Here is a 24,808-nt window from a genome sequence, read left to right on the forward strand (position 1 = left end):
CGTCAAGCCCCTTCGACAAGGTCGCGCGCGTCGGCGCAGCGCATGACGCGCGCCACCGTGGCCAGATCCGCCACGGCGCGCTCGTGGGTGTCGCGCGAGAACGTCGCGCAGCCGTCCGACACGACGATGGTGGCGAAGTCGCGCACGTGCGCGTCGCGTACCGTGGAGGCGACGCCGCCATTGGTGACGATGCCGCAAAAGATCAGCGTGTCGATGCCGGCCTTGCGCAGCAGCCATTCGAGCCGGGTCATGTAGAAGGCCGAATAGGCGATTTTTTCCACCGTCAGATCGGCCGGCTTGAGACGGTCGACCAGATCGTGGCCCCACGAACCGGGAGCGAAATCGCCCTTGCCGAGAAAGGGTCGCATCGCCTTGAGATGCGGCGCGATGAAAGGCTCGCCGCCCTTGCCTGGAACCAGGGTAAAATGCGTCGAGACGACCCAGCCGCCCCGCGCGCGCAGCGCTTCGGCCAGAGGCAGCACGCGTTGCGGCAGGGCGGCGATGTCGTCATTGGCCTGACCGCCGCGGGCATAGGCGCCGTCGGGATGCAGGAAATCGTTTTGCAGATCGACGATGACCAGCGCGGTGCGCGCGGCATCGATTGCGGCATGCGTCATTTTTCATCCTTTTTCGGCGTGATCACCAGATTGCCGAAACGGTCGACGGCGGCGACGAGCCCCGGGTCGACGAAGATCGTGGTATCGGGTTGCTCGAGTAACGCCGGCCCCTCGATCACCGCGCCGACGGCGAGGCCGAGCCGCTCGTAGACACCGGCCTCGTGATGGGCACCATCGGCATAGACTTGCCGGGTCGCGGTCCGGCACGCTTCGGCCGGCCGGCCGTCGACGGGCGCGAAGACCTGCATGTCAAGCGCCGGCCGCCGGCCGATCACCGCGACGCGGTGGTTCATTATCCGTTTGGGGATGCCGTCCAGAAGCCGCCCGAAGGCCTCGCGATAGGCATCGTCGAAGGCGCCGGCAACCGTTTCGGCGTCGAGCCCGCCGGGGCCGATCGCGATCGGCACGGCGACGGAATGGGTCTGGCCGAGATAAAGCATGTCGAGCTCGAACACCCGATCGACGCGCTCGAAGGCGACGCCGGCACGCGCCAGCACCGTCTCGGTTTCCTCCGCGACGGCCAGCATCGCGCGGCCCAGCGCTTCGGCGTCGACATCGTCCAGGAGCCGATTGACCGTCTGGACCCGGTCGTGACGCATATCGGCCACGACGCAGCCGAGCGCGGAGGTGACGCCGGGAAAGCGCGGCACCAAAGCCGAGCCGAGGCCGACCTCCTTGATCAACGCGCCGGTGTGCAACGCGCCGCCGCCGCCGAAGGGCATGGCCGCGAACTCGGCCGGATCGTGCCCCTTCTCGATCGAGACCAGGCGGATGGCGCCGGCCATCTTGGCATTGGCGAGCCGCAGAACGGCTTCGGCCGCGTCCTCGACCGAAAGTCCGAGCGGCTGTGCGATCCGGGCTTCGATCGCCGCACGCGCGGCTTCGATGTCGAGCCGTACCAGCTTGCCGCCGATCGGGCGATCGGGATTGATGCGGCCGAGCACGAGATTGGCGTCGGTGACCGTCGGGCGGGTGTTGCCGAGACCGTAACAGACCGGGCCGGGATCGGAACCGGCCGATTCGGGACCGACCTGCAGCAGGCCGCTCTTGTCGAGCCCGGCAATCGAGCCGCCGCCGGCCCCGATCGTGGTGATCTCGATCATCGGGGTGCGCACCACCAGGCCGAAATCGATCGCCGTCTGGGCGGCGAGCGCGGCCTGGCCGTCGGCCACCAACGAGACGTCGAAAGAGGTGCCGCCCATGTCGCAGGTGATGATGTTGGCAAACCCGGCCGCCCGCGCGATGGCGGTTGCCGCGATCACGCCGGCCGCCGGTCCCGACAGCGCCGTGCGCACGGGATAGCGGCGCGCGGTCTCGGCCGACATCACCCCGCCGTTCGACTGAACGATCAAAAGCTCGCCGGCGAAGCCGCGCCCGTCCAGCCCCTGTTGCAGCCGCTCCAGATAGGACGAGACCACCGGCTGCAGATAGGCGTTGAGCGTGGCGGTGGAGGCGCGCTCGAATTCGCGGATTTCCGGCAGGATCTCGGTGGCTGCGGTGACGAAGGCGTTGGGCCAGACCGAGCGCACCGCTTCGACGGCGCGTCGCTCATTGTCGTCGTTGGCGTAGCCGTTGATGAAGAAAACGCACACCGCCTCGCAGCCGGCCGCGGCAAGAACGCCGGCCCGCGCACGCACCGCGTCCGCATCGACCGGGGTGAGCACGGTGCCGTCGGCCAGCACCCGCTCGGCGACCTCGAGCCGGTCGCCACGTTCGACCACCGGCGTGAAGCCGCCCTTCAGGCCCCAGGTGGTCGGACGGTCGCGCCGGCGCATTTCGATCACATCGCGAAACCCCTCGGTGGTGATGATGCCGGTGCGCGCGCCCTTGCGCTCCAACAGCGCGTTGGTGCCGACGGTGGTGCCGTGGACGAGCGTGCGAATGTCGGCGAAATCGGCGACGATCTCGGCGATGCCCTGGACGAAGCCGCGCGACTGGTCGCCGCGCGTGGAGGGAACCTTGGTGGTGATGACGGCGCCCGCGGTCTCGTCGAGCACGAAAACATCGGTGAAAGTGCCGCCGACATCGACACCGACAATATAGGCTTTGTCGCTCACGTGGCGGCCTCCCGGCTGCGCAGTTGGCGGGTGGCCTCGTCGTCAACGGTGCCGTCCGTCGAAAACGCCACGCCATAGCTGGCGGCCGCCTGTTCGACGCTGACGAAACCGAGCCGCAGGTCGCGCGCGACCTCCTCGATCGGGCGTGAAAAGGCCGGACCGTAGCCGCCGCCGCCCGGCGTTTCGAGCCGCAGGCGCTGGCCGCGGGCAAGCTGGACGCCGACCGTCTTGGACACCATCGGCGGCCGGTGCTCGCCATCGTTCTGCTGGTAGGCGAAGCGGTTTTTTGCCCCGTCGCCGCCACCGACGACGCCGCGCGGGGCGAAACGGCCGCGCTCGCCGAACAAGAACACGTCGGCCCGCTCTTCCAGAAGCTCGACCTCGTAGATGGCGCCGAGCCCGCCGCGATAGCGTCCGGGGCCGCCCGAATCCGGGCGCAGCGCCCATTGCGTGAAGCGTACCGGATAGGCCGCTTCCAGGATTTCGAGCGGAGGGATGGTGGCGGTCGAGATCGGCGCGTTGCCGTGGTTGAGGCCGTCGCCGCCGCCATGGGCGCCGTGGCCGCCGCCGAAGAAGGAAAACATCACCCAACGTTGGCCGGTACCGCGATGGCCGGCCAGAGACAGCGCGTTGATGGTGCCGTAGGCACAGGCCATCGCCGGCTCCGGCGCGATCCGGGCGACCGCCTGGAAGACGACGTCGATCAGGCGCAGGATGGTTTCGGTATACCCGCCGACCGGTTTCGGTGCGGTGACGGAAAGCAGCGAGCCGGGATCGATGCGGAACTCGACCGGCTCGAGTACCCCGGCATTGGCCGGCACGTCGCCGAAAATATGTTTCAGCGCGACATAACAAGCCGCCACCGTGGTGGCGCGCGAGATGTTGACCGGGCCGGCACAGGCCGGCGATGAGCGCGAAAAATCCATCACCATGCGGCCGTCGCCGACCGTCAAATCGAGCGCGATCTTCAGCGGCTCGTCGACGATGCCGTCATTGTCGAGAAAATCCTCCGCCGACACGGTTCCGGCCGGCAATTCGGCGATCTGGGCGCGCATCATCTCCGCCGCACGCGCCTTCAGGGCAGCAAGTGCTGCGGAAATCGTCGGCGCGCCATAATCGTCGATCAGCGCGTGCACGCGTTTTTCGCCGAGTTCGAGCGCGTTGATCTGGCCGTTCAGGTCACCGTAGAGCGACATCGGCAGGCGCGAATTGGCCGACAGGATGTCGACCACGTCCTGGCGGAACGCGCCGCCATCATAGAGCTTGACCGGCGGGATCAGCATGCCTTCCTGAAAACACTCGGTGGCGGCGGGATTGTAATTGCCCGGCACATTGCCGCCGACATCGTGCCAATGGCCGACCGAAGCGAGAAAGCAGAACACCGCGCCGTCGCGGAAGACCGGCTTGACTAGCCGGAAGTCGGACAGATGGGTGCCGCCGTCATAGGGATCGTTGAAGATCCAGACATCCCCCTCGTGGATGCCGCCCCGGTGCCTGGCCTTCTCGATGACCGCCTGCACGGCGAAGGCCATCACGCCGACGAAGATCGGCAGGCCGGACTTGCCCTGGACCAGGGTCTCGCCGGTCGCCGCGTCGTAGATGCCGTGCGAGGCGTCATGCGCCTCGGCGATGATCGGGTTGAAGGCGGAGCGGAACAAGGTGGCATCCATCTCGTCGGCGATCTGCTCCAGCCGCCCCTTCAGGATCGCCAGCGTCACGGCGTCGACGGTCGCGGTGCCGCTCATTGATCGTCCTCCGCGTCATAGCGCTTGCCTTCGGCGAGCAGCTCCGGCGTGCCGATGACCCCGTTCAGCCCCGCGAAATCGAACATGCGGTCGCGAAAGGCCTGGTTCGAGCCGGTGCCCAACAGGTTGGCGTAATAGGCGCGCGCCGTCGCCGCGACCGCACGCACCACCCCACCCGGAAAGATGACCAGGTCGAAGCCGAGCGCCTCCAGGCCCGCGGCATCCATCGCCGGGGTCTTGCCGCCCTCCACCATATTGGCCATCAGCGGCACGCGCCCCTTGAAGCGCTGGACGATCTCGCCGATCTCGGCCAGCGATTGCGGGGCCTCGACAAAAAGCATGTCGGCGCCGGCCTCGACATAGGTCTCGGCCCGGTCGAGGGCGGCCTCGAAACCTTCGACCGCGATCGCGTCGGTGCGGCCGATGATCAGGGTTTCCTCGCTGGCGCGGGCATCGCAGGCGGCGCGGATCTTGCCCGCCATCTCCGCCGTCGAAATCAGCGATTTGCCGTCGAGATGCCCGCAGCGCTTGGGCATCGTCTGATCTTCGAGCTGGAGGGCGCCGGCACCCATGCGCTCGAACACGCGCACGGTGCGTTGTACGTTGAGCGCGTTGCCGAAACCGTTATCGGCGTCGACCACGATCGGCAGGCTCACCCGGTCGCGCAGCGCGGCGATGGTGTCGGCGACCTCGCTCATCGAGACCAGCCCGATATCGGGCCGGCCGAAGCGCGTATAGGCGATCGAGGCGCCCGACAGGTAGACGGCCTCCGCTCCGGCCTGCTCGGCGATCAGGCCCGACAGGGCGTCGTAGACGCCCGGCGCGAGCAGGATCGGTGGCGTCTGCAATCGTTTCTTGAGGCTCATCGGCCCGTCTCCCGCGCGCGCTCCGCGGCGAAGCGCTTCTTGAGATGCGGCACCAGGCCGCCGTCACGCAGCATGCGCCTGAGATTGTCGGGCAAGGGCTCAAGACGCACGCAGACGTCGCGGTCGGGCAGCCGCAACCGGCTTGCGTCCAGGTCGAGCACCGCCCGCTCCCCATCCGCGACCGCGTCCAGATCCGCGCCGACCAGAACCGGCAGGCCGAGATTGATGGCGTTGCGATAGAAAATGCCGGCGAAGGAGCGCGCCACCACCCCGGCGACGCCGAGATGTTTCAAGGCCTCGGCGGCCTGCTCGCGCGAGGAGCCCATGCCGAAATTCCGGCCCGCCACCACGACATCGCCGGGCTGCACGGTGGCGGCGAAATCCGGCCGCGCCGTTTCCAGGCAATGGGCGGCCAGCGCCTCGATGCCGCCCTTCATATAGGCGCCCGGCGCGAGCTGGTCGGTGTCGATGTCGTCGCCGAACAGGAAAACGCGCCCGCTCATGCCGTGTCTCCGCCGGCCAGCAGGTCGCGCGGATCGACGATGCGGCCGGCGACCGCCGCGGCCGCCACGGTATAGGGAGAGCCAAGCCACACTTTCGCCGACGCCGCCCCCATGCGCCCGCGGAAATTGCGCGCGGTCGAGGAGATGCAGGTGACGTCCTCGCCGAGCCGGTCGGCGCCATAGCCGGCGCAGATGCCGCAGGCATTGTGCAGGATGCGCGCGCCGGCGCCTTCGAACACGGCCATGATGCCGTCGGCGGCCGCGCGCTCCTGGTCGCGGCGCGAGGACGGCGCCACCATCAGCGCGACGCCAGCGGCCAGGCGCCGGCCTTTCAGGATCGCCGCGGCGTTTTTGAGATCGTCATATTTGGCGCCGGTGCAGGCGCCGATATAGGCGACGTCGATGCTCGTCGGCGGCGCCTCGCCGACCGGACCGGCATTGGCCGGCGAATGCGGCGCGGCCACTTGCGGGGCGAGTGCGGCGGCGTCGAAGACATGATGTTCGAGCAGCGCCGCGCCGGGATCGGTGTTGAGCCGGCCCCAGTCGCCGGCATCGCCGCCATGCGCGGCAAGCCAGGCCGCCGTCGTGGCGTCGGGCGCGATCAGGCCCGCCTGCGCGCCCAGTTCGGCGGCCATGTTGGACAGGGTCATGCGCTCCTGCATCGACAGCGCCGCGACCGCCTCGCCGGCATATTCGACCGCCTGGTAGCGCCCGCCATCCATGCCCAGCCGTGCGCACAGCGCCAGCATCATGTCCTTGGCGACGACCCCGGGCCCGAGCCGGTTTTGCCATTCGATCAAGATCGTTTCGGGAACCTTGAGCCAGATCTCGCCGGTCGCCAGCACGCCCGCCATCTCGGTCGCGCCGACCCCGAACATATAGGCGCCGAAGGCGCCGCCGGTCGGGGAATGGCTGTCGCCCCCGACCACGAACATGCCGGGCCTGAGATGGCCGCGCTCGGGCAGGACGACGTGACAGATGCCCTCGCCGTCATGGAAGGCGACCTTGCGCTGGCGCGCCCACTGCCGGGTGAGTTCGAGAATGCGGGCGCCCTCGTCTGTGTCGCCGGGCACGAAATGATCGGAGATCAGCACCACTTTTTGCGCATCGAACAGCCCGACGCCCAGTTCGCGCAGGATCGGCTCGACCCGGCGCGGGCCGCCCGAATCGTGGATCATGGCGAGATCGACGGCGGCGGTGACGACCTCTCCGGGCGCGACCGTGTCGCGGCCGGCCGCGCTTGCGATGATCTTCTGCGCCAAGGTGTGCGCCATCACACCAGCCCGAGATAGGAGCGTTGCAATTCGGGATCGTCGAGCATGGCGGCGGCCTTGCCGGACAGGCGGATTTCGCCGTTCTCCATGACAAAGGCGCGGTCGGCGATCTCCAGCGACTGCAGAACGTTCTGTTCGACCAGCAGGATCGTCAGTCCGGCCTCGTTGAGTTGCCGGATCAGGGCGAACATTTCTTCCACCAAAAGCGGCGACAGGCCGATCGACGGCTCGTCGAGGATCAGCAATTCGGGTTCCGCCATCATGCCGCGCCCGATCGCCAGCATCTGCTGTTCGCCGCCCGACAAGGTGCCGGCCTTCTGATCGAACCGCTCGGCGAGCCGGGGAAACGTCTCGCCGACGCGGGCGATGTTGGCGGCACGGTTGGGCTTGCCGCGCCGATAGGCGCCGAGCTCGAGATTTTCGCGCACCGTGAGATTGGGAAAGATGTGCCGGCCTTCCGGCACCTGGATCAGGCCGAGCTCGACGATGCGCCGCGCGCCGAGCCGGGTGATGTCGTGGCCGGCAAAGCGGATGGTGCCGCCGCGGCAGGGCAGAAGCCCGGACAGAAGCGCGGCGAAAGTCGTCTTGCCGACGCCGTTGGAGCCAAGCAGCGCGACGATCTCGCCACGGGCAATGTCGATGTCGACGCCGCGCAGCACCTCGACCGCGCCATAACCGCCGCGCAGACCCGCTACCTCAAGCATTGGCCGCCTCCCTGGCGCGCATGCGCTCGGCCATGCCCTTGCCCAGATAGGCTTCGATCACGCGCGGATCGGCGACCACGTCCGACGCCGTGCCCTCGGCGATGATTGCGCCCTGATTGAGCACCCAGGTATGTTCCGACAGGCTCATCACCGCCTGCATGACGTGCTCGATCAAAAGCACGGTCACGCCCGCGTCGCGGATCGCGCGAATGACCGGGATCACCGCCTCGATCTCGGACGGGTTGAGCCCGGCCATGACCTCGTCGAGCAGGATCAGCTTCGGCCGGGTGGCGAGCGCGCGGGCGACTTCGAGCCGTTTGCGCCCGGCGACGGTCAGCGCGGCCGCGTCGATGTCGAGCCGGTCGCCGAGCCCGACCTTGCGCGCCACCTCGCCGGCATAGGCGAGCGCGCCGGCCCGCGAGGCGATGTGAAGATGGGCGCCGACGGCGATGTTGTCGCGCACCGTCTGGCCGGCGAAGGGCTGGACGATCTGAAAGGTGCGGACCATGCCGCGCCGGGCGATCGCCTCGGGCGAAAGGCCGGTGATGTCCTCGCCGCAAAACCGCACCGTGCCGCGGTCGGGGCGATGAAAGCCGGTGATCATCGCAAACAGGGTCGTCTTGCCGGCGCCGTTGGGACCGATCAGCGAGGCGATCACGCCTTGCGGCACGGTGAAACCGACATCACGGGCGGCCTGAACGCCGCCGAAATTCTTGGACAGGCCGGCGACCTCAAGCATGGCGGCGCTCCACGGCGAGGGCGCGCGCGCCGCGCCGGGCGCCGAGACGGCTGACGAGGCCGGCCAGGCCGCGCGGCATGAAGGTGACCATGACAACCAGCAGCGCGCCGTAAACGGCCAGGCTGATGCCCGGCGCGTCGCCGGTCACCTCGTTGGTGAACTCGGAAACGGCGTGGATTGCGGCGGCACCGAGCAGGGGACCGAACAGCGTGCCCATGCCGCCGATAATCGGCACCAGCAGGCTTTCGATGGAGACCGCCGGACCGTAGGCGATCGACGGGTCGAGATAGAGCAGATATTGCGCGTAAAAGACCCCGGCCAGGCCGGAAAAGACACCCGACAGCACGATCGCGCCCATCTTGACGCGAAACGCATCGACGCCGAGCGCGCGGGCGGCCTCCTCATTGTCGCGCACCGCCATCAGCCTGGCGCCGAACCGCGAATTCCCGATCCACCACACGACGAGGAAGGCCGCCAGCGTCATCGTCCAGATCAGCCAGAAATAGGATGTCTTGGAAGCGAATTGCAGATTGGCCAGGCTGCGCTCCAGCGGGATCAGGATACCAACGCCGGCGCCGGTGATCTCGACCGAGTTCGACAGGATGCGCAGGACCTCGGCGAAGGCGAGCGTGACCAGCGCGAAATAAGAACCGCGCAGGCCGTAGCGGAAGGTGGAAAAGCCGATGAAGGCGGCGACCGCTCCCGCCGTCAGCGCGCCGGCGACAAGCCCGATCCAGGGATTGACGCCGAACTGCACCTGCAGCACCGCGACCGTATAGGCGCCGGTACCGAAATAGGCGGCATGGCCGAAGGAGAACTGGCCGCCATAGCCGCCAAGAATGTTCCAGGCCTGGCCCAGCAGCGCGGCGTAAAGCGTCATGATGATGACGTCGAGCCAGAATTCCGAAACGACCAGCACCGGGGCTGCCCCGATGACAAGGAAGACCGCGAACAGGAGCAGCAGCGAACGCATCCCTAGACCCTGTGCCCCAGGAGGCCGGTCGGCCGGAAGATCAGCACCAGGATGAAGATCGCGAAAATGCCGATCTGGCCCAGGCTCTCGCCGAGGAACAACCCGCCCATCGCCTCGACCACGCCGATGACGAAGCCGCCGATCAACGCGCCGACGAACGATCCCATGCCCCCCAGTACGACGATGGTGAACGCGATCAGCACGAAGCCGTGGCCGACCTGCGGATTGACGTAATAGCTCGGCAGAAGCAGGCAGGCGGCAACGCCCAGACAAGCAATGCCGAGCCCGTAGCTCATCGCGTAGACATGATCGGTGTCGATGCCGACCAGGGCCGTGCCCTTCTTTTCCTTGGCCACGGCGCGGATGGCCCGGCCGAGATCGGTGCGCGCCATGACCAGCCACAAAAGCGCGGCGGTGACGATGGCGCCGGCGAACGCCACCACTTTGGGCAGTGGCAGGAAGGCGCCGAGGATCTCGACCGTCTCGAAGGAATAGGGCGTGTCGATGATGCGGGTGTCGGAGCGGAAGAAAAACAACGACAGGTTCTCGATGACGATCGCCAGACCGAGCGTGACGAGCAGGATGTTCTCGTCGCGACCGTGGCTGGCGCGGCCGATAATGCCGCGCTGCAGCGCATAGCCGAGGGCAAACATCGCCGGCGGCACGATCAGCAGCGCCAGGTAGGGATCGATGCCGAAGCGCGCCTTGAGATAATAGACGGCGTAAAGGCCGAGCATCAAAAGCGCGCCATGGGCGAAATTGATGATGTGCAGAACGCCGTAGATCAGCGTCAGCCCGAGCGCCACCAGCGCGTAGAGCGCGCCGGTGGTGATGCCGTTGAGAACCGAGGGGATGATGATGGCGAGATCGGGCATGTCGGTGTCCGCATTGCTGTCGCTCCGCCGGGCCGGGGCGCGGCGGAGCGCGTCGCGACTGCGATCAGCCCATCGGGAAGACCGCTTCGGCGGAAGCGAACTCCTCAGGGAAGATCACCTCGATGGCGCCATTCTGGACTTGCGTGTTGACCGGCTGGGCGCCCATGTTCTGGCCGTTTTCCATCTTGGTGGGGCCGTAGGGCATGCCGTGCTTGTCCCAGGTCGAGCCGGTGAGCGCCGCGATCACGGCCTCCTTGTCGGTCGAGCCGGCGCGCTCGATGGCGTCGGCCAGGAAGGCGACGGCGTTGTAGGCCAGGAACACCTCGTAGGTGTAGATCACGCCTTTGGCCTCGGCCGCCTTCTTGCGCTCCATCGCGACCTCCGATTTCGGATCGAACCAGTGATTGCAGTCCATGATCTGCTCGGCGGCCTGCGGATACTCATTGACGAACTGATAGCTGGACGCCGCGCCGCCGAGCACCGAATAGATGCCCTTTGCCGCGACCTGCTGCTGTTGCAGCGTGCGCGCCAGCAGTACGTATTCGTTGTAGTAATTGGCCGGAATGATCAGGTCCGGCTGCTTCGACTTGATCTGCAGGGCGATATTGGTGAAGTCGCGCGTCGGGTTGGCGTGCTTGATGACATCCATGACCTCGATACCGATGCCCGGCAGTTTTTCGGTCAACAGGTTGGCGGTGCCGGTGCCGAACAGCGATTCCTCGTGCACGATCATCGCGCTCTTGGCGGGCGAACCGGCGGCCTTGTTGATGGTGTCGAGATTGGAGACCGCGATCTCGGCCACCTTGCCGTAGCCCGGCGCGAAGCGGAACGTATTGGCCAGGCCGCGGCTGGTGATCTGGTCGGACACGCCGACATCGACCACGTGGGGCGTGTTCGTTTTGGCCGCTTCCTGCGAGGTGGCCAGGGAGATCGCGGAGGAATAGCCCGCGACAATGCCGGCAACGCCGGCCTCCACCATCTTGCTTACTTCCTGCGCACCGATTTCGGGCTTGCCCTGGCTGTCGCCCAGAACGGCTTCGAGCATGGCACCGCCCATCGACTTGATGCCGCCGGCGGCGTTGATGTCGTCGATCGCCATCTGCGCGCCGGTCCGGCACTGGGTGCCGGAAAAGGAGATGAATCCGGTCACCGGGTGGATCAGCCCGATCTTGACGGTGTCGCTCTGCGCCCGCAGCACGGCCGGAAAGCCTGCCGAAGCCACGCCGAGCGCGGCGGCGCCGGCCAGAAAGTCGCGTCTTGCGATGCGGGGCTGCGATCGAACGAGCCTGTCGGTCGTCTTGGTCTTCATGACTATCCTCCTGTCGTCATCCGGCCTGGATTCCCCGAGGGTCCCTTCTCTTCCTCATCGCCGGCCGGAATCGGCGATGACGGCATTGTCGCCCAATGCGCTCCGTCCTTGGCGCGGACCCGGCGCATGGACATTTCGAAGCGGTAGAGATCGGGCCGGTAGACCACGCGGATATATTCCACCGGCCGGTCCTTGCTATCGCGTACCACGCGCCTGACCTCGATCAGCGGCGCACCGGCATCAATGCCGAGCGCGGCGGCGACGGCGGCGTCGGCGAGCGTGGCCGAAACCGTCTGGCGGGCGGAGGCGACCTCGACGCCGGCCTTTTCGAGAAGATGCAGCAGCGGCCTCGCCTCCAGGTCCTCGCGCTCGTATCTGCGCCCGACGCGGCTCGGCACATAGGTGACCAGAAACGACATCGGCTCGCCCTCGAGACTGCGCACGCGCACGGCGCGCTGCACCTCGTCGCCGGGCGCCACCTCCAGTGCCGCGGCGATATCGGCGGAAGCGGCCACATAGCCGAATTCCAGCACCCGCGCCTGCGTGGCGATGCCCATCAAGGACACGTTTTCCAGCCAGCCCTCAATCGAGGCCATCACCGCCGGAGCCGGCGGCTGCGCGACGACACGCGTGCCCCTGCCCCGCTCGCGCACGACCAGACCGGCATCGGCAAGCTCGTTGAGCGCCCGCTTGGCGGTGATGCGCGAGACGCCGAACTCCTGGCACAGTTCCTGCTCGCTCGGCACGAGATCGCCGGCCGACAGGCCCCCGCCATAGATGCGGCTGCGCAGGATGACGAAAAGCTGGTGATAAAGCGGAACGCGGGAGGCTTCGTGGAGTTGGCGAGCCGGACGCGGCTTGTCGCGACGGGCGGTGCTCGCCGACTCGTCCAACCTGTCCATCACACCCTCCCGATGCGCTGCCTATATGGCATGTAGGTATATCATTATATCAATTGAATGGTTGCCGCAAGCGGCAATCCTCGACCGCTCTTGCGGCGTCGGTGGCACGCGGCAGCGCGTCGTGCGGCAACCGCCCGGTCGTCGCGGGCGACCCGGTTCGCAAGCTTGTCAAAAAACCCGGCGCGTCACGCGGCGCCGGGCTTTGGCAGGGGGTTGTCGAAGACGAAGATGTTGGAAGGCGGCGGTCTCTGGCCAAGCCGGCCCGCCGGCGCGCTTCAGAAAACCAGTGTGGCGCTCATCGTCCTGGCCGCCTGGCCATCGGCGCACCAAAGGTCCAGCCCCTCGCCGGAACGGACCGCGTTGACGGTGAACGGACCGCCGTGGAAGAGCGGCGACAGGCCCCGATAAGAAAAGCCGCGTGGCGGACGACCGCCGAGCCGCGCGCCGAGATGCAGCATAAGCGTCGCCTGCAGCGGACCGTGCACGACAAGGCCCGGATAGCCCTCCTCATCGCGCGCATAGTCGACGTCGTAATGGATGCGATGGCCGTTGAAGGTCAGCGCCGAATATCGAAACAAAAGCGTCGTGGTCGCCTCGACCGTCTCGGTGTGGTCGGCGGCCGGCATCGGCGCGAGCGATCCGGGTTGCGCGGGCGTGGCGGGCGCGGTGGACGGCGCGCCGCGATAGACGATGTCCTGGCGCTCGCTGATCACCGTGCGGCCGTCGCAGTCGAAATCGTGCTCGACCGTCACGAAGACCAGTTCGCCGCTGCGGCCGGTCTTGTGAACGATGTCGGCGATGCGCGAAACCCTCTTCACCTCGGCCCCGATCGGAAGCGGCGCGTGAAAGGAAAGCGCGCCGCCGGCCCACATCCGGCGCGGCAGCGGAACGGGCGGCAGAAACCCGCCGCGCGCGGGATGCCCGTCCGGGCCCAGTTCGCCGGGTTGCACGGCCGGCGGCGCCAGGCACCAATGGATGGCGAGTGGGGCGGCGACGGCGTCGCGATAGGCCGAGCGGCCGAGCGTGGCCTCGAAACGCTCGGCCAGGCCCGGCGTGACGATGTCGCCTGCCCGCTGCTCGCGTCCGATCCAGCGCTTGAGATCGTCGATGTCGACCGCGCTCATGACGACGCCTCGGCGAATTCGCGCCGCACGGCGTCGGTGTGGGCGCCCAGCGCCGGCACGGGCCCGCCCTTGACGGCGCGGCGCAACGGCGAGGCGACCCCGTCGAAGACGCCACCCGGCGTCTCGATCGGGATGCGCCGCAGAGCCGCGTGGCCGGAAAGATCGGCCACCGTGGAGACATTGGACCAGGCGAGCCGGTTGGCCTCGAGCTTGGCGATCGCCTCGGCCCGGCTCATGCCGCCGAAAATTTCCGCCATGATCCCACCCAGCCGTTCGCGGTTTTCGACCCGGCTCGGATTGTCGTGATAGAGCGGATCGTCGACCAGATCCGGCCGCTCGAAAACGCCTTCGCACAGGCGCCGCCATTCGCCCGGATTCTGCACCACGATCACGATCTCGCCGTCGCGGCAGGCGACCGAGCAATAGGGGTAGATCGCGGCGTGGGCGAGCCCGGTGCGCGGCGTCGGCTTGCCGCCATAGTCGTGATGCAGCAAAGGCACGCTCATCATGTCGGCCATGGTGTCGAACATGGCGATCTCGATGGCCGCGCCGCGTCCGGTCGCCGCCCGGCCGACCAGCGCCTCCAGGATCGCGGCATGGGCGTTCATGCCGGTCATGACGTCGGCGATCGACACGCCGACCTTGACCGGCGTGTCGGGCGTGCCGGTGACCGCGCAGACGCCGCTCTCGGCCTGGATCAGCATATCGTAGGCGCGCATGGCGCGCGCGGGACTGTCCTGACGGTAGCCGACGATGTCGACGGCGATCAGGCGCGGATAGCGCGCGACCACGTCGGCGGCCCCGAGACCCAGCCGGGCGGCGGCGCCCGGCGCCAGGTTCTGCACGAAGACGTCGGCGCGCGCCACCATGCGCTCGACCAGCGCCCGGTCGTCATCGTCTTTGATATCGAGCACGGTGCTTTCCTTGCCCCGGTTCAGCCAGGCGAAATAGGCGCTGGTGCCGTGAACGGCCTTGTCGTAATGGCGCGCCGTCTCGCCCTCGGCGCGCTCGATCTTGATGACACGGGCACCGGCATCGGCGAGCCGCAGCGTGCAGGTCGGCGCGGCGACGGCCTGTTCGATGGAGACGACCAGAAGACCTTCAAGCGGCAGCATGGCTTTCCTCAATAGGAGCGCGGCAGGCCGAGCACGTGCTCGGACAGATAGCTCAGGATCAGATTGGTCGAGATCGGCGCGACCTGGTAGAGCCGGGTTTCGCGGAACTTGCGCTCGACGTCGTATTCCTCGGCGAAACCGAATCCGCCATGGGTCTGCACGCAGGCTTCCGCCGCCGCCCAGGAAGCCTCGGCCGCAAGCATCTTGGCCATGTTGGCCTGTTCGCCGCAGTCCTCGCCGGCCTCGAACATTCTGGCTGCCTGGTGGACCATCAGTTCGGCCGCGCGCATCTGCGCATAGGCGCGCGCGATCGGGAACTGCACGCCCTGGTTCTGGCCGATAGGACGGCCGAAAACCCGCCGCTCGCCGGCATAGGCGCTCGCCTTCTCGATGAACCATTTGGCGTCCCCGATACATTCGGCCGCGATCAGGATGCGCTCGGCGTTCATGCCCGACAGGATGTAGCGAAAGCCCCTGCCCTCCTCGCCGATCAGGTTGTCGGCCGGCACGCGCACGGAATCGAAAAACACCTCGGTGGTGGCGTGGTTCATCATCGTGCGGATCGGCTTGATCGTCATGCCGTCCTTCAACGCCTCGCGCATGTCGACGATGAACACCGACATGCCGGCGGTGCGCTTTTCGGCCTCCTCCTTCGGTGTCGTGCGCGCCAGAAGCAGCATCAGGTCGGAGTGCTCGGCGCGCGAGGTCCACACTTTCTGCCCGTTGACGACATAATGGTCGCCCTCGCGCCGGGCGAAGGTTTTGATGGACGTGGTGTCGGTGCCGCTGGTCGGCTCGGTGACCCCGAAAGCCTGGAGCCGCAATTCGCCGGCGGCGATGCCGGGCAGATATTTTTGTTTCTGCGCCTCGCTGCCGTGCCGCAGCAGCGCGCCCATGATGTACATCTGCGCGTGGCAGGCCGCGCCGTTGGCGCCGGCGCGCTGCACCTCTTCCAGGATCGCGGCCGCGGCCGACAGCGGCAGGCCGGAGCCGCCATATTCCTCCGGGATGAGCACGGACAGATAACCGGCATCGGACAGCGCCTTGACGAAGTCGCTCGGATAGGCGTTGTCGCGGTCGAGCCGGCGCCAGTAGTCGGGAGCGAAGTCCGCGCACAGCCTTCTGACGCTTTGCCTGATCTGCGCGATGTCCTCGCCTTCCGGAAGATCCTTGATGGTCATGAAGTTTTCCGATTTTGGTCTGGTTGATCTGTGTCGGCGGGGCCGGGTTCAGGAGAGGCCGGCACCGCGCGCGGGCATCAGCGCCCCGATATGGTTGGCGCGTTCGATCGTCCACAGGCGCGGCAGCACCACGTCCATCTCGGTCGCGTCGGCGGCCCGGCTGAAGGCGGCGAGGCCGCGCACCTTGGCGTCGATCTCCTCGCGGCTGAGCGTGTTGCCGGGATCGCCCTTGGGCTCGTCGACCCGGGCCTCGATGTGGCGGCCGTCGCGCGTCTCCAGCGCGATCTTGCCGATCCAGCGCGCCGGATAGGCGGCATTGACCTCGTCGTCGAGCCGCATGACGACGCGCGCGCGGAAGGCGGCGACCTCGGGACTGTCGAACCCGTTCTGGAACTCGCTCATGCCCGCGCGGCCATGGGCGGCGATCAGGCCGAGCGTGGTGCCCATGGAGAATTTCGCCTGGTGCACGCTCGCCGGCGCCGTCACCGGCCCGAGCACGTCGATGGCGGCCTGGTGGACCAGCGCCGTGACGCTGCCGATATCGTCGATCGTGAGATCGTTGTCCTGCATGGCCTTCAACAGCGCGTCGGCGGCGGGATGGGTGTGGCGGCAGGAGGCGTGAAACTTGAACGAGGTTTCGGCCAGCGCCCAGCGCACGCCCAGCCGGTCGGTCAGCCTTTGCGGGTCGGCGTCGCTCGACATGCCGGCGCCCATGCCCTGCGCGCCTTCCAGAATGCGTTTGGCGCCGGTGAAGCCGTCGGCGGCGAGATAGGCCGCGATCAGCCCATTGGCGGCCGCCTTGCCGGTGTGCAGCGGCTTTGAATCGGCCGCGTCGCGCAGGAATTCCCAAAGACCCGCGGCCTGCGTGCCGGCCGAGCCGAACGCGTCGAGCATGGCGGCGGGCGTCAGTCCCAGCAACCGGCCGGCGGCCGCGGCGGCGGCCAGCGCACCGGCGGTGCCCGTGGTGTGGAAGATACGGTAATGCGAACGGCCGAGAAATTCGCCGATGCGGATGCCGGCCTCGTAGCCGGCCACCACCGCGGCGATGAAATCGCGACCGGAGGCGCGGTTGGCCTGGGCGACGGCGAGCGCTGCGGGAAACACCACCGCGGCCGGATGGAAGACCGAGCCGTTGTGGACATCGTCCTGCTCGGCCACGTGCGAGGCGGCGCCGTTGACCAGCGCGGCAAACAGCGGCGAGCTGGAGCCGCGGCTTGCAAGCAGTTCGCTCGGCCCGTCCGCCGGCCCCATGCGCGCGGCGAAGGCGGCGACGATCTCGACCGGGCGCACGCCCTTGCCCGCGAGGGCGGAACCGACCCAGTCGACGAACAGATCGACGGCGCGCTCCACCACCGGCTGCGGAATATCCTCATAACGCAGCCCGGCGGCAAAGGCGGCCAGCCGGGCGCTCGGTGTCTCGTCCAGGTGCTCGTGCATGGGCGCGCTCCTTCACGGCCGGCGGGAGTGACCGGCCCGCCTCATCGTGCATGTAGCGCCTTGTCGCGCAATTCGTTATTCAGGAAACACGCCTTCAGCACAGGCGAACGCTCCCGGAGAAAAGGCTCGATGTCCGGCCTTCGTTACGACCTCGTGGATCTGCGGCTTTTCGTCAGCATCGCGGAAGCCGGCAGCCTGACCAAAGGCGCCGAACGCGCGCATCTGTCGGTCGGCGCGGCATCGATGCGGGTCAAGAACCTCGAAGAGGCGCTCGGCGCGCCGCTGTTGGTGCGCACCAGCCAGGGGGTCAACCTGACCCCCGCCGGAGAGGCGCTGCTGACGCACGCACGCCGGGTTTTCCGCGATCTCGAACGGCTGCACGGCGACCTGCAGGCCTTCTCGCGCGGCCTGCGGGGACGGGTGCGCGTGTTCGCCAACACGACCGCGATGACCGAAATCCTGCCGGCAGCGCTCGGCTCCTTCCTGGCCGCCCACCCGCATGTGGACATAGACCTGGAGGAGCGGCTCAGCCCGGAAATCGCCCGCGCCGTGGCCGACGGCAGCGCCGATATCGGCATCCTGGCCGGCACCGTGCGTACCGACGGGCTGGAGGTGCTCGCCTACCAGGAGGACACGCTGGTGCTTGCCGTGCCCGCCGGCCACCCGCTTGCCGGCGCCGACACGGTGGATTTCGCCGAGGTGGCCGCGCTCAGCCTGGTTTCGCTGCAGCGCGGCAGCGCCATACACGGCTTCATGGAGAACATTTTTGCCGAAATGGGCGTCGCGCCCGACATCCGCATCCGGGTGTCCAGCTTCGAATCGCTGTGCCGCATGGTCGAGGCCGGCGTCGGCATCGGCATGCTGCCCGGCTCGGTGGCGAACCGGCTCAAGCACAACCACGCCATTGCGGTCGTGCCGCTTTCCAACCGCTGGGCGGTCCGCGAACTCAAGATCTGCGTGCAGAAGCTCGACGAGTTGCCGGCATTCGGCCATGCGCTGGTCGAACACCTGGTGTCCGGCGCCCGCGCGGCGTGATGGGCGCGCCGCCCGCTCAGCGTCCCTCGCCGGTGAAATAGGCCAACGATCTGCGCAGATCCTCGGCCCGAAAGCCGCGGCCGATCACCACCACGGAATTGTCGTCGTCGGTCGCCTTCGCGCCGGCTTCGGGCACGATTTCGGGCTGCTGGACGACCTTGCGCACGCTTTGCAGGAGCAGCCGCCCGGCTGGCGTACGCACCACGCCCTTGACCCGCATGATGTCGTCGCCGCGCGCGTGAAGCAGCGCGCTCAGCCAGATCGAAAAGGCCGGCCAGTCGGTGGCCTCGGAAAGGTCGAGCCGCGTGGCGGCGATCGGGGCGGCCGCGCCCTCGCCTTGGGCCGGCGGGATCGCGACCGGCTCGATGCCGGCATGGTCGGGCAGGCCGGCGCCGCTGCCCATGGCCGCCCCCGCTATCGCCGCACCGGGATTGAGCGCGTGCAGAGTGGCGACGAGCCGGGCGAGATCGGGCCCAGCGGCGGCGTCGACCTTGGTCACCAGCAGCCGGTCGGCGGTCTCGATCTGGCGCAGGGTCAGCGGCTCGTTGCGCATCTGGTCGAGCCCGTAGAGCGCATCGATGGCGATGATGATCTCGTCGACCATCAGATGGTGGATCAGGACCGGGTCCGTGCGGATTGTGTCGACGATCGGGCCTGGATCGGCCAGCCCGCTGGTTTCAAGCACGACACGGTCGAGCGAGGCCAGCGCGTCGTCGCCGCCGACGCGCGCGTCGCAGATGGCGCGTAATAGCGTGACCAGCGCCTCGCGCCCATCGCAGCACGCACAGCCGCCCGCCAGCACCCGCAGTTCGGCCGATCGCGCCAGCAGCGCGTCGTCGACCGGCACCTCGGCCGCCTCGTTGACGATCACGAGCGCGTCCTTCATCTGCCCGTGATGCAACTGGTGGCGCAGCCAGGTCGTCTTGCCCGAGCCGAGAAACCCGCCGAGCACGGTCAGCCGCATGCGCCCGTCGCGGGCCTCGCTCATGTGTCCTCGCGCCCCTCCGCGTCACACGCTTCGGCGAGGAAACGCGGGTCGAGCGGATCGATGACGTGTCCGCTCATGCGTTCGGCCGCCTGCCAAACCTCGTTGACGTCGCCGACCATTTCGTGGCGGCCGGTGCGATCGGACAGGGTGAGGCCGGGTGTGACGCCGTCGTCATGCACGCTCAGGCCGAATGCCGGCAACACCGTTTGCAGCAACTGGGCGCGGCGGAAGCGCGCGCGTATGCGGTCGGTCGGCGTCGAGGCGCCGGCTTCGGTCCAGTGGCCGGGGACGGACGGAAACCCGCAATTGGCGCACATTTGTCTGCTCCTTCGATCGCGGCGGACGGCGCCGAACGCCGCCCGCCCTTGTCCGACCGGTCAGATGACCGGCGGGCGCTGCTTGCCCTCGAACGGGTAGCGCGCGCGGAAATCCTCGGCGATTTCCTCGAACGGGACCCAGCGCACGCCGTCGTGGCCGTTAATATAATCGATCAGCCTCTCGAGCATCAAAAGCACCTGCGGCCGGCCGCTGACGTCGGGATGGATGGTAAAGCAAAACGCGGCGTAATCCATCTCGCGATAGACCCAGTCGAACTGGTCGCGCCACAATTCCTCGATGTCACGCGGGTTCACGAAGCCGTGGCTGTTGGGCGACTTCTTGATGAACATCATCGGCGGCAGGTCGTCGACATACCAGTTGGCGCCGATCTCGACCAGGTCGATCTCCTTGCCATGCTCGAGCGGTTTCATCCACTCCTCCGCCTTCTTGGAGTAGTCGATCACCGTCCACTTGTCGCCGACGCGGGCATAAAACGGCTGGAAGTCGCGATAGCCCTGACTGTGGTCGTATTTGAAGCCGTATTTCTGCAACAAGGCGGCGGTGCTGTTCGACATTTCCCACCACGGCGCGACATAGCCACGCGGCGCCTTGCCGCTCATCTTCTCGATCAGCTCGACCGACTTGGCCAGCACGGCCTCCTCCTGGGTCGGCGTCATGGCGACCGGATTTTCGTGGGTGTAGCCGTGGGCGCCGATCTCGTGGCCCTCGTCGACGATCTGCCGGCACTGGTCGGGAAAGGTCTCCAGCGAGTGGCCGGGAATGAAGAAACTGGTGCGCAGATCGTATTTCTTAAACAGACGCAACAGCCGCGGAACGCCGACCTCGGAGGCGAACACGCCACGCTGGATGTCGGACGGAGAATCCGCGCCGCCATAAGAACCGATCCAGCCGGCGACCGAATCGATGTCGGTGCCGAACGAACAGAAAATCTCTTTCTTTGCCACTTCGAGTCCTCCTTCCAAGTGTAAACCGAACGTCTTCCGCGCCACGCCCGCCCATGCGGCGCGGGCGGTGGTGGGCGGCATCGCCGGGCCTCGGTCCCGGAGCCGATGCCAAGCCGATCCCGCAAACGGGATCGAGCGGACGAAGCACTTTCCGGGATGCTATACAAGCGCTACGATATTGGCAATTCTCCTTTCATTTTATTGCTTTAGCCAAACGCTTCCGTTCATTGATACATACTTTGATATCAATTAATCCGATTCCGGTATCGTCGACCGCTCGGCCTCAAACCCCGATCGGCATATGCTCGGCCGACCGTTGCACGGCGCGCGGGGCGGTCAGTTCCTTCCAGGTCGACAGCGCCCGGTTGACGGCGGGAAACGGCGGACGTTCGACAAAGCGGCCCCGGCCGGGCCGCGGCTCGTTGGATCCCTCCTCGCCCCACACCACCTCGCCGCGCGACAACGTGTAGCGCGGCATGCCGCGCACCTCGTGCCCCTCGAACACGTTGTAGTCGATGATCGATTTCTGGGTGGCGGCGCTGATCGTCTTGGTCTTTTTCGGATCCCAGACGACGATGTCGGCGTCGGCGCCGACCATGACGGCGCCCTTGCGCGGATAGACATTGAGGATCTGGGCTATATTGGTGGAGGTGACGGCGACGAACTCGTTCATGGTCAGCCGGCCGGTCTCCACCCCATGCGTCCACAACAGCGACAGCCGGTCTTCCAGACCGCCGGTGCCGTTGGGAATCTTGGTGAAATCGGTGCGTCCGAACTGCTTCTGCTCGGTGGTGAAGGCGCAGTGGTCGGTGGCGACCACTTGCAGCGAGCCGGCCGACAGCCCGGCCCACAGCGAATCCTGGTGCTGCCTGTCGCGGAAGGGCGGGCTCATCACCCGCCGCGCGGCGTGGTCCCAGTCGGCGTTGGCGTATTCGCCCTCGTCGAGCAAAAGATGCTGGATGAGCGGCTCGCCATAGACGCGCATGCCCTTCTGGCGCGCCCGGCGGATCGCCTCGTGCGCCTGTTCGCAGGAGGTGTGGACGATATAGACCGGCACGCCGGCGGCGTCGGCGATCATGATGGCGCGGTTGGTCGCCTCACCCTCGACCTCGGGCGGACGCGAATAGGCGTGCGCCTCGGGTCCGGAAATGCCCATCTCGAGACATTTCTGCTGCAGGGCGGCGACCAAATCGCCATTCTCGGCGTGCACCAGCGGCAGGGCGCCCAGCGAAGCGCAACGGCTGAACGAGGCGAACATCTCATCGTCGTTGACCATCAGCGCGCCCTTATAGGCCATGAAATGCTTGAAGGTGTTGACGCCGCGCCCGACCACGGTGGCCATGTCGTCGAAAATCTGCTTCGACCAACCGGTCACCGCGACATGGAAGGAATAGTCGGACGAGGCCTGGCGCGCGGCGCGCTCCTCCCAGGCGTCGAGCGCCTTTATCATGCCGTCCTCGCCGGGGACGACGAAATCGACCACCATGGTGGTACCGCCCGACAAGGCGGCGAAGGTGCCGCTTTCCCAGGTCTCGGCTGTGGTGGTGCCCATGAACGGCATTTCCAGATGGGTATGCGGGTCGATGCCGCCCGGCATGATGTAGGCGCCCTCGGCGTCGATGACCTTGTCACCGGCGAGATTGTCCCCGATCGCGGCGATGGTTTCGCCCTCGATCAATATATCGGCCTCGTAGCTGCGGTCGGCAGCCACCACGGTTCCACCCTTGATCACGGTCGACATCGTGTCCTCCTAGCGTTGTTCAAAACCGTCGGGCCGGCGCAGCGGTCGCGCCGGTACTGTCTTCGTCACATCGGCGGCGGCACCGCACCCTTGCGCTCGACGATCAGCCGATAGGCATCCGGCTCGCGATGGCGCGCGAAATCGAAGATGGTCTCGCGATAGCGCTTGCCGATATCGAGATCGCAGCGCGCGGTGATGACCTCGTCGCCGATGGTCGAGGCCATGGCGACGATCTCGCCGGACGGAGAGATAATCACGCTCTGGCCGACCATGTTGGAGCCTTCCTCCACGCCGCATTTGGCCGTGCCCACCACCCAGGTGGCGTTCTGATAGGCGCCGGCCTGCATCGACAGATGGTTGTGGAACTGCGTCAGGCTGTCGATGTCGGGGTGCTGGGTGTGGTCGTAGGGCGTGTTGTAGCCGAGCACGACCATCTCCACCCCCTGCAGGCCCATGACGCGGTAGGTTTCGGGCCAGCGGCGATCGTTGCAGATGCACATGCCCATCACGCCGCCATAGGCGCGCCAGACCCCGAAACCGAGATTGCCGGGTTCGAAATAGCGCTTTTCCAGATGCTGGTGGGTGCGGCCGGGCTGCGGCTCGTCATGGCCGGGCAGGTGCACCTTGCGGTACTTGCCGACGATCTCGCCCCTGGGGTCGACCAGGATCGCGGTGTTGAAGCGGCGCTTCTTGCCGTCTTCGTGGACGAGTTCGGCATAACCGACATTAAAGCCGATGCCGAGTTTCTTGGCCTCCTCGAAGAGCGGCGCGGTCTCCGGGCCGGGCATCTCGGTCTCGTAGAAACTGTCGAGCTCGGCCTCGTCCTCGATCAGCCAGCGCGGAAAGAAGGTGGTGAAGGCGAGTTCGGGAAACACCACCAGTTCCGCGCCGCGCGCCTTGGCCTCGCGCATCATCTCGATCAGCCGGCGCACCGTGTCGCGGCGGGTCTCCGAACGGCTGATCGGCCCCATCTGGGCCGAGGCGGTGTTGATCAATCTTGCCATGATGCGTCTCCTTCGTTCGGCGGCCGGCCGCCTCACACGGGTTTGCGGGCCCGCGCCCGCTTCTTCAAAAATGCGTGGATCAAGGTGTGGTCGGCACCCTGGCCGAGATCGGCCAGGGCAGCCGACCACAGGGCAGCCGCCTGCTCGGCCCCGCATGCGGTCATGCCCAGCTCTGTCGCCAGATCGCTGGCGGTATGAAGGTCCTTGGCCATCAGGGCCATGGCGAAACCGGAGGCGAAGCTGCCCGAAAGGATGTGCGGCTTCAGCTTCACCTCGGTGGAATTGTTGCGGCCGGTCGAGGCGTTGAGAATGTCGACCAGCGTGCCGGGATCGACGCCGAAAGCCTCGCCGATCAGCGTCGCCTCGCAGGCCGCCGCCAGGCCGGCCGCCGATACGTAATTGTTGAGCGCCTTGGCGGCATGGCCCGAGCCGAGCGGCCCGGCATGGATGACCGTCGTGCCCATGGCATCGAGAAGCGGCCTGGCGCGGGCGATATCGACCTCGCGGCCGCCGGCCATGATGCACAGCGAACCGTCGCGCGCCCGGGCCACCCCGCCCGACACCGGCGCGTCCACGAGCGCGATGCCCTTCTCCAAAAGGCCGGCGCCGAGCAGACGCGTGCCCATCGGCGCCGACGAGCTCATGTCGACGACGAGGGTTCCTTCCTTGAGGAATCCCGCGACGCCGCCCGCGCCCAAGAGCGCGTCGCGCACCACCGCACCGTCGGGCAGCATGGTCACGACGATGTCGCAATCCGCGACCGCCGTGCGCGCGTTCTCGAACACACGGGCGCCGGCGGCGGCGAGCGCCTGGCGCGCGGCGGCGTCCGTGTCTACGCCGCGCAGGTCGAAGCCGGCCGCAACCAGGCGCTCGGCCATCGGCCGCCCCATCATGCCGAGCCCGATGAAGGCGACGGGGCCCGTGCCGTCGGACGCTGCCGCCGTCACACATCCATCTCCTTGAACACGTCCCTGGCGATGCGGAAACAGTCGAGCGCCGCCGGTACGCCGCAATAGACCCCGATTTGCAGAAACACTTCCTTCAGTTCGTCCTTGGTCAGGCCGTTGTTGAGCGCGCCGCGCAGATGCAGCTTGAACTCCTGCGGCCGGTTGAGCGCCGCCGTCATGCCGAGATTGAGCAGGCTGCGGTCGCGGCGCTCAAGTCCCGGGCGGTTCCAGATCTCGTCCCAGCACCATTCGGTGGTGAGCTGCTGCATGGCCCAGTTGAACTCGTCGGCCTGTTCGAGCGACGTATCCACATAGTCCGCGCCCAGCACGGCACGGCGGGTTTTGAGCCCGCGCTCGAACTTGTCCGATCTCGGTTTTTGTCCGTTCAT

At 67.4% G+C, this 24,808-nt stretch carries 24 protein-coding genes; 1 reads left to right on the forward strand and 23 read right to left on the reverse strand.

Features of this window, described 5'->3' with window-relative positions; genetic code table 11:
- Nucleotides 1–2: 2 nt before the first annotated feature.
- The 16 genes from C7T96_RS21720 to C7T96_RS21795 form a co-directional block, all read right to left on the reverse strand.
- Nucleotides 3–617 (reverse strand): cysteine hydrolase, encoded by a 615-nt coding sequence (locus C7T96_RS21720; protein ID WP_106573356.1) that lies wholly within the window; start codon nucleotides 615–617, stop codon nucleotides 3–5.
- Complete coding sequence (locus C7T96_RS21725) at nucleotides 614–2,674, reverse strand: hydantoinase/oxoprolinase family protein (RefSeq protein ID WP_106573357.1); 2,061 nt, start codon at nucleotides 2,672–2,674, stop codon at nucleotides 614–616. Before C7T96_RS21725 ends, C7T96_RS21720 begins: the two co-directional genes overlap by 4 nt.
- Nucleotides 2,671–4,419 carry a hydantoinase B/oxoprolinase family protein gene (locus C7T96_RS21730; protein ID WP_106573358.1) on the reverse strand — a complete coding sequence of 583 codons (1,749 nt, stop codon included), beginning with the start codon at nucleotides 4,417–4,419 and terminating at the stop codon, nucleotides 2,671–2,673. Before C7T96_RS21730 ends, C7T96_RS21725 begins: the two co-directional genes overlap by 4 nt.
- On the reverse strand, nucleotides 4,416–5,285 hold the full coding sequence (locus tag C7T96_RS21735; RefSeq protein WP_106573359.1) for an isocitrate lyase/PEP mutase family protein: 870 nt from the start codon (nucleotides 5,283–5,285) through the stop codon (nucleotides 4,416–4,418). The genes C7T96_RS21730 and C7T96_RS21735 overlap by 4 nt, the downstream gene beginning before the upstream one ends.
- Nucleotides 5,282–5,788 (reverse strand): 3-isopropylmalate dehydratase, encoded by a 507-nt coding sequence (locus tag C7T96_RS21740; RefSeq protein WP_106573360.1) that lies wholly within the window; start codon nucleotides 5,786–5,788, stop codon nucleotides 5,282–5,284. The genes C7T96_RS21735 and C7T96_RS21740 overlap by 4 nt, the downstream gene beginning before the upstream one ends.
- Nucleotides 5,785–7,062, reverse strand: a complete 1,278-nt coding sequence (locus C7T96_RS21745; RefSeq protein ID WP_106573361.1) for an aconitase/3-isopropylmalate dehydratase large subunit family protein — start codon at nucleotides 7,060–7,062, stop codon at nucleotides 5,785–5,787. The genes C7T96_RS21740 and C7T96_RS21745 overlap by 4 nt, the downstream gene beginning before the upstream one ends.
- Nucleotides 7,062–7,766: an ABC transporter ATP-binding protein gene (locus C7T96_RS21750; protein WP_106573362.1), complete on the reverse strand. Its 705-nt coding sequence runs from the start codon at nucleotides 7,764–7,766 to the stop codon at nucleotides 7,062–7,064. Before C7T96_RS21750 ends, C7T96_RS21745 begins: the two co-directional genes overlap by 1 nt.
- A complete protein-coding gene (locus C7T96_RS21755; protein WP_106573363.1) occupies nucleotides 7,759–8,505 on the reverse strand; it encodes an ABC transporter ATP-binding protein in 747 nt (248 codons plus the stop codon). Before C7T96_RS21755 ends, C7T96_RS21750 begins: the two co-directional genes overlap by 8 nt.
- Nucleotides 8,498–9,478 carry a branched-chain amino acid ABC transporter permease gene (locus C7T96_RS21760; RefSeq protein ID WP_106573364.1) on the reverse strand — a complete coding sequence of 327 codons (981 nt, stop codon included), beginning with the start codon at nucleotides 9,476–9,478 and terminating at the stop codon, nucleotides 8,498–8,500. Before C7T96_RS21760 ends, C7T96_RS21755 begins: the two co-directional genes overlap by 8 nt.
- A gap of 2 nt (nucleotides 9,479–9,480) precedes the next feature.
- Complete coding sequence (locus C7T96_RS21765; RefSeq protein WP_106573365.1) at nucleotides 9,481–10,353, reverse strand: branched-chain amino acid ABC transporter permease; 873 nt, start codon at nucleotides 10,351–10,353, stop codon at nucleotides 9,481–9,483.
- Nucleotides 10,354–10,417: 64 nt separating this feature from the next.
- Entirely contained in the window at nucleotides 10,418–11,662 is a 1,245-nt protein-coding gene (locus C7T96_RS21770; protein WP_106573366.1) for an ABC transporter substrate-binding protein, read from the reverse strand.
- A 2-nt stretch (nucleotides 11,663–11,664) separates the two neighbouring features.
- The gene (locus tag C7T96_RS21775) at nucleotides 11,665–12,564 is read right to left on the reverse strand and encodes a GntR family transcriptional regulator (RefSeq protein ID WP_106573367.1); all 900 of its coding nucleotides are present in this window, start codon (nucleotides 12,562–12,564) and stop codon (nucleotides 11,665–11,667) included.
- Nucleotides 12,565–12,839: 275 nt separating this feature from the next.
- Complete coding sequence (locus tag C7T96_RS21780) at nucleotides 12,840–13,688, reverse strand: MaoC family dehydratase N-terminal domain-containing protein (RefSeq protein WP_106573368.1); 849 nt, start codon at nucleotides 13,686–13,688, stop codon at nucleotides 12,840–12,842.
- Nucleotides 13,685–14,803 carry a CaiB/BaiF CoA-transferase family protein gene (locus C7T96_RS21785; protein ID WP_106573369.1) on the reverse strand — a complete coding sequence of 373 codons (1,119 nt, stop codon included), beginning with the start codon at nucleotides 14,801–14,803 and terminating at the stop codon, nucleotides 13,685–13,687. Before C7T96_RS21785 ends, C7T96_RS21780 begins: the two co-directional genes overlap by 4 nt.
- An 8-nt stretch (nucleotides 14,804–14,811) precedes the next feature.
- The gene (locus C7T96_RS21790; protein WP_106573370.1) at nucleotides 14,812–15,984 is read right to left on the reverse strand and encodes an acyl-CoA dehydrogenase family protein; all 1,173 of its coding nucleotides are present in this window, start codon (nucleotides 15,982–15,984) and stop codon (nucleotides 14,812–14,814) included.
- 48 nt (nucleotides 15,985–16,032) lie between these two features.
- Nucleotides 16,033–17,421 (reverse strand): MmgE/PrpD family protein, encoded by a 1,389-nt coding sequence (locus C7T96_RS21795; RefSeq protein ID WP_199190542.1) that lies wholly within the window; start codon nucleotides 17,419–17,421, stop codon nucleotides 16,033–16,035.
- Nucleotides 17,422–17,550: 129 nt separating this feature from the next.
- Here C7T96_RS21795 and C7T96_RS21800 point away from each other — a divergent pair, with 129 nt between their 5' ends.
- Nucleotides 17,551–18,456 carry a LysR family transcriptional regulator gene (locus C7T96_RS21800; protein WP_106573371.1) on the forward strand — a complete coding sequence of 302 codons (906 nt, stop codon included), beginning with the start codon at nucleotides 17,551–17,553 and terminating at the stop codon, nucleotides 18,454–18,456.
- Between the two features lie 16 nt (nucleotides 18,457–18,472).
- Here C7T96_RS21800 and C7T96_RS21805 read toward each other — a convergent pair whose 3' ends face one another.
- The 7 genes from C7T96_RS21805 to C7T96_RS21835 form a co-directional block, all read right to left on the reverse strand.
- Entirely contained in the window at nucleotides 18,473–19,444 is a 972-nt protein-coding gene (locus C7T96_RS21805; RefSeq protein WP_106573372.1) for a CobW family GTP-binding protein, read from the reverse strand.
- The gene (locus C7T96_RS21810; protein ID WP_106573373.1) at nucleotides 19,441–19,761 is read right to left on the reverse strand and encodes a hypothetical protein; all 321 of its coding nucleotides are present in this window, start codon (nucleotides 19,759–19,761) and stop codon (nucleotides 19,441–19,443) included. The genes C7T96_RS21805 and C7T96_RS21810 overlap by 4 nt, the downstream gene beginning before the upstream one ends.
- Before the next feature lie 60 nt (nucleotides 19,762–19,821).
- On the reverse strand, nucleotides 19,822–20,727 hold the full coding sequence (locus C7T96_RS21815; RefSeq protein WP_127596822.1) for a polysaccharide deacetylase: 906 nt from the start codon (nucleotides 20,725–20,727) through the stop codon (nucleotides 19,822–19,824).
- A gap of 283 nt (nucleotides 20,728–21,010) precedes the next feature.
- Nucleotides 21,011–22,468, reverse strand: coding sequence for a dihydropyrimidinase (gene hydA / locus C7T96_RS21820; protein ID WP_106573375.1), 1,458 nt, complete (start codon nucleotides 22,466–22,468; stop codon nucleotides 21,011–21,013).
- Nucleotides 22,469–22,533: 65 nt separating this feature from the next.
- Nucleotides 22,534–23,472 carry an N-carbamoyl-D-amino-acid hydrolase gene (locus C7T96_RS21825; protein WP_106573376.1) on the reverse strand — a complete coding sequence of 313 codons (939 nt, stop codon included), beginning with the start codon at nucleotides 23,470–23,472 and terminating at the stop codon, nucleotides 22,534–22,536.
- A gap of 32 nt (nucleotides 23,473–23,504) precedes the next feature.
- A complete protein-coding gene (locus C7T96_RS21830) occupies nucleotides 23,505–24,419 on the reverse strand; it encodes an NAD(P)-dependent oxidoreductase (protein ID WP_238719710.1) in 915 nt (304 codons plus the stop codon).
- A complete protein-coding gene (locus C7T96_RS21835; protein WP_106573377.1) occupies nucleotides 24,416–24,808 on the reverse strand; it encodes a carboxymuconolactone decarboxylase family protein in 393 nt (130 codons plus the stop codon). The genes C7T96_RS21830 and C7T96_RS21835 overlap by 4 nt, the downstream gene beginning before the upstream one ends.

The sequence above is a fragment of the Nitratireductor sp. StC3 genome (genome assembly GCF_003015025.1).
GTDB lineage: Bacteria > Pseudomonadota > Alphaproteobacteria > Rhizobiales > Rhizobiaceae > Mangrovimarina > Mangrovimarina alexandrii.

Coding starts and splice junctions, on each gene's coding strand:
- C7T96_RS21730 (WP_106573358.1), bottom strand. CDS start 4,419: ATGAGCGGCACCGCGACCGTCGACGCCGTGACGCTGGCGATCCTGAAG.
- C7T96_RS21720 (WP_106573356.1), bottom strand. CDS start 617: ATGACGCATGCCGCAATCGATGCCGCGCGCACCGCGCTGGTCATCGTC.
- C7T96_RS21795 (WP_199190542.1), bottom strand. CDS start 17,421: ATGCACGAGCACCTGGACGAGACACCGAGCGCCCGGCTGGCCGCCTTT.
- C7T96_RS21780 (WP_106573368.1), bottom strand. CDS start 13,688: ATGAGCGCGGTCGACATCGACGATCTCAAGCGCTGGATCGGACGCGAG.
- C7T96_RS21765 (WP_106573365.1), bottom strand. CDS start 10,353: ATGCCCGATCTCGCCATCATCATCCCCTCGGTTCTCAACGGCATCACC.
- C7T96_RS21745 (WP_106573361.1), bottom strand. CDS start 7,062: ATGGCGCACACCTTGGCGCAGAAGATCATCGCAAGCGCGGCCGGCCGC.
- C7T96_RS21770 (WP_106573366.1), bottom strand. CDS start 11,662: ATGAAGACCAAGACGACCGACAGGCTCGTTCGATCGCAGCCCCGCATC.
- hydA (WP_106573375.1), bottom strand. CDS start 22,468: ATGTCGACCGTGATCAAGGGTGGAACCGTGGTGGCTGCCGACCGCAGC.
- C7T96_RS21755 (WP_106573363.1), bottom strand. CDS start 8,505: ATGCTTGAGGTCGCCGGCCTGTCCAAGAATTTCGGCGGCGTTCAGGCC.
- C7T96_RS21805 (WP_106573372.1), bottom strand. CDS start 19,444: ATGAGCGAGGCCCGCGACGGGCGCATGCGGCTGACCGTGCTCGGCGGG.
- C7T96_RS21835 (WP_106573377.1), bottom strand. CDS start 24,808: ATGAACGGACAAAAACCGAGATCGGACAAGTTCGAGCGCGGGCTCAAA.
- C7T96_RS21760 (WP_106573364.1), bottom strand. CDS start 9,478: ATGCGTTCGCTGCTGCTCCTGTTCGCGGTCTTCCTTGTCATCGGGGCA.
- C7T96_RS21750 (WP_106573362.1), bottom strand. CDS start 7,766: ATGCTTGAGGTAGCGGGTCTGCGCGGCGGTTATGGCGCGGTCGAGGTG.
- C7T96_RS21790 (WP_106573370.1), bottom strand. CDS start 15,984: ATGACCATCAAGGATCTTCCGGAAGGCGAGGACATCGCGCAGATCAGG.
- C7T96_RS21740 (WP_106573360.1), bottom strand. CDS start 5,788: ATGAGCGGGCGCGTTTTCCTGTTCGGCGACGACATCGACACCGACCAG.
- C7T96_RS21775 (WP_106573367.1), bottom strand. CDS start 12,564: ATGGACAGGTTGGACGAGTCGGCGAGCACCGCCCGTCGCGACAAGCCG.
- C7T96_RS21785 (WP_106573369.1), bottom strand. CDS start 14,803: ATGCTGCCGCTTGAAGGTCTTCTGGTCGTCTCCATCGAACAGGCCGTC.
- C7T96_RS21810 (WP_106573373.1), bottom strand. CDS start 19,761: ATGTGCGCCAATTGCGGGTTTCCGTCCGTCCCCGGCCACTGGACCGAA.
- C7T96_RS21825 (WP_106573376.1), bottom strand. CDS start 23,472: ATGGCAAGATTGATCAACACCGCCTCGGCCCAGATGGGGCCGATCAGC.
- C7T96_RS21800 (WP_106573371.1), top strand. CDS start 17,551: ATGTCCGGCCTTCGTTACGACCTCGTGGATCTGCGGCTTTTCGTCAGC.
- C7T96_RS21735 (WP_106573359.1), bottom strand. CDS start 5,285: ATGAGCCTCAAGAAACGATTGCAGACGCCACCGATCCTGCTCGCGCCG.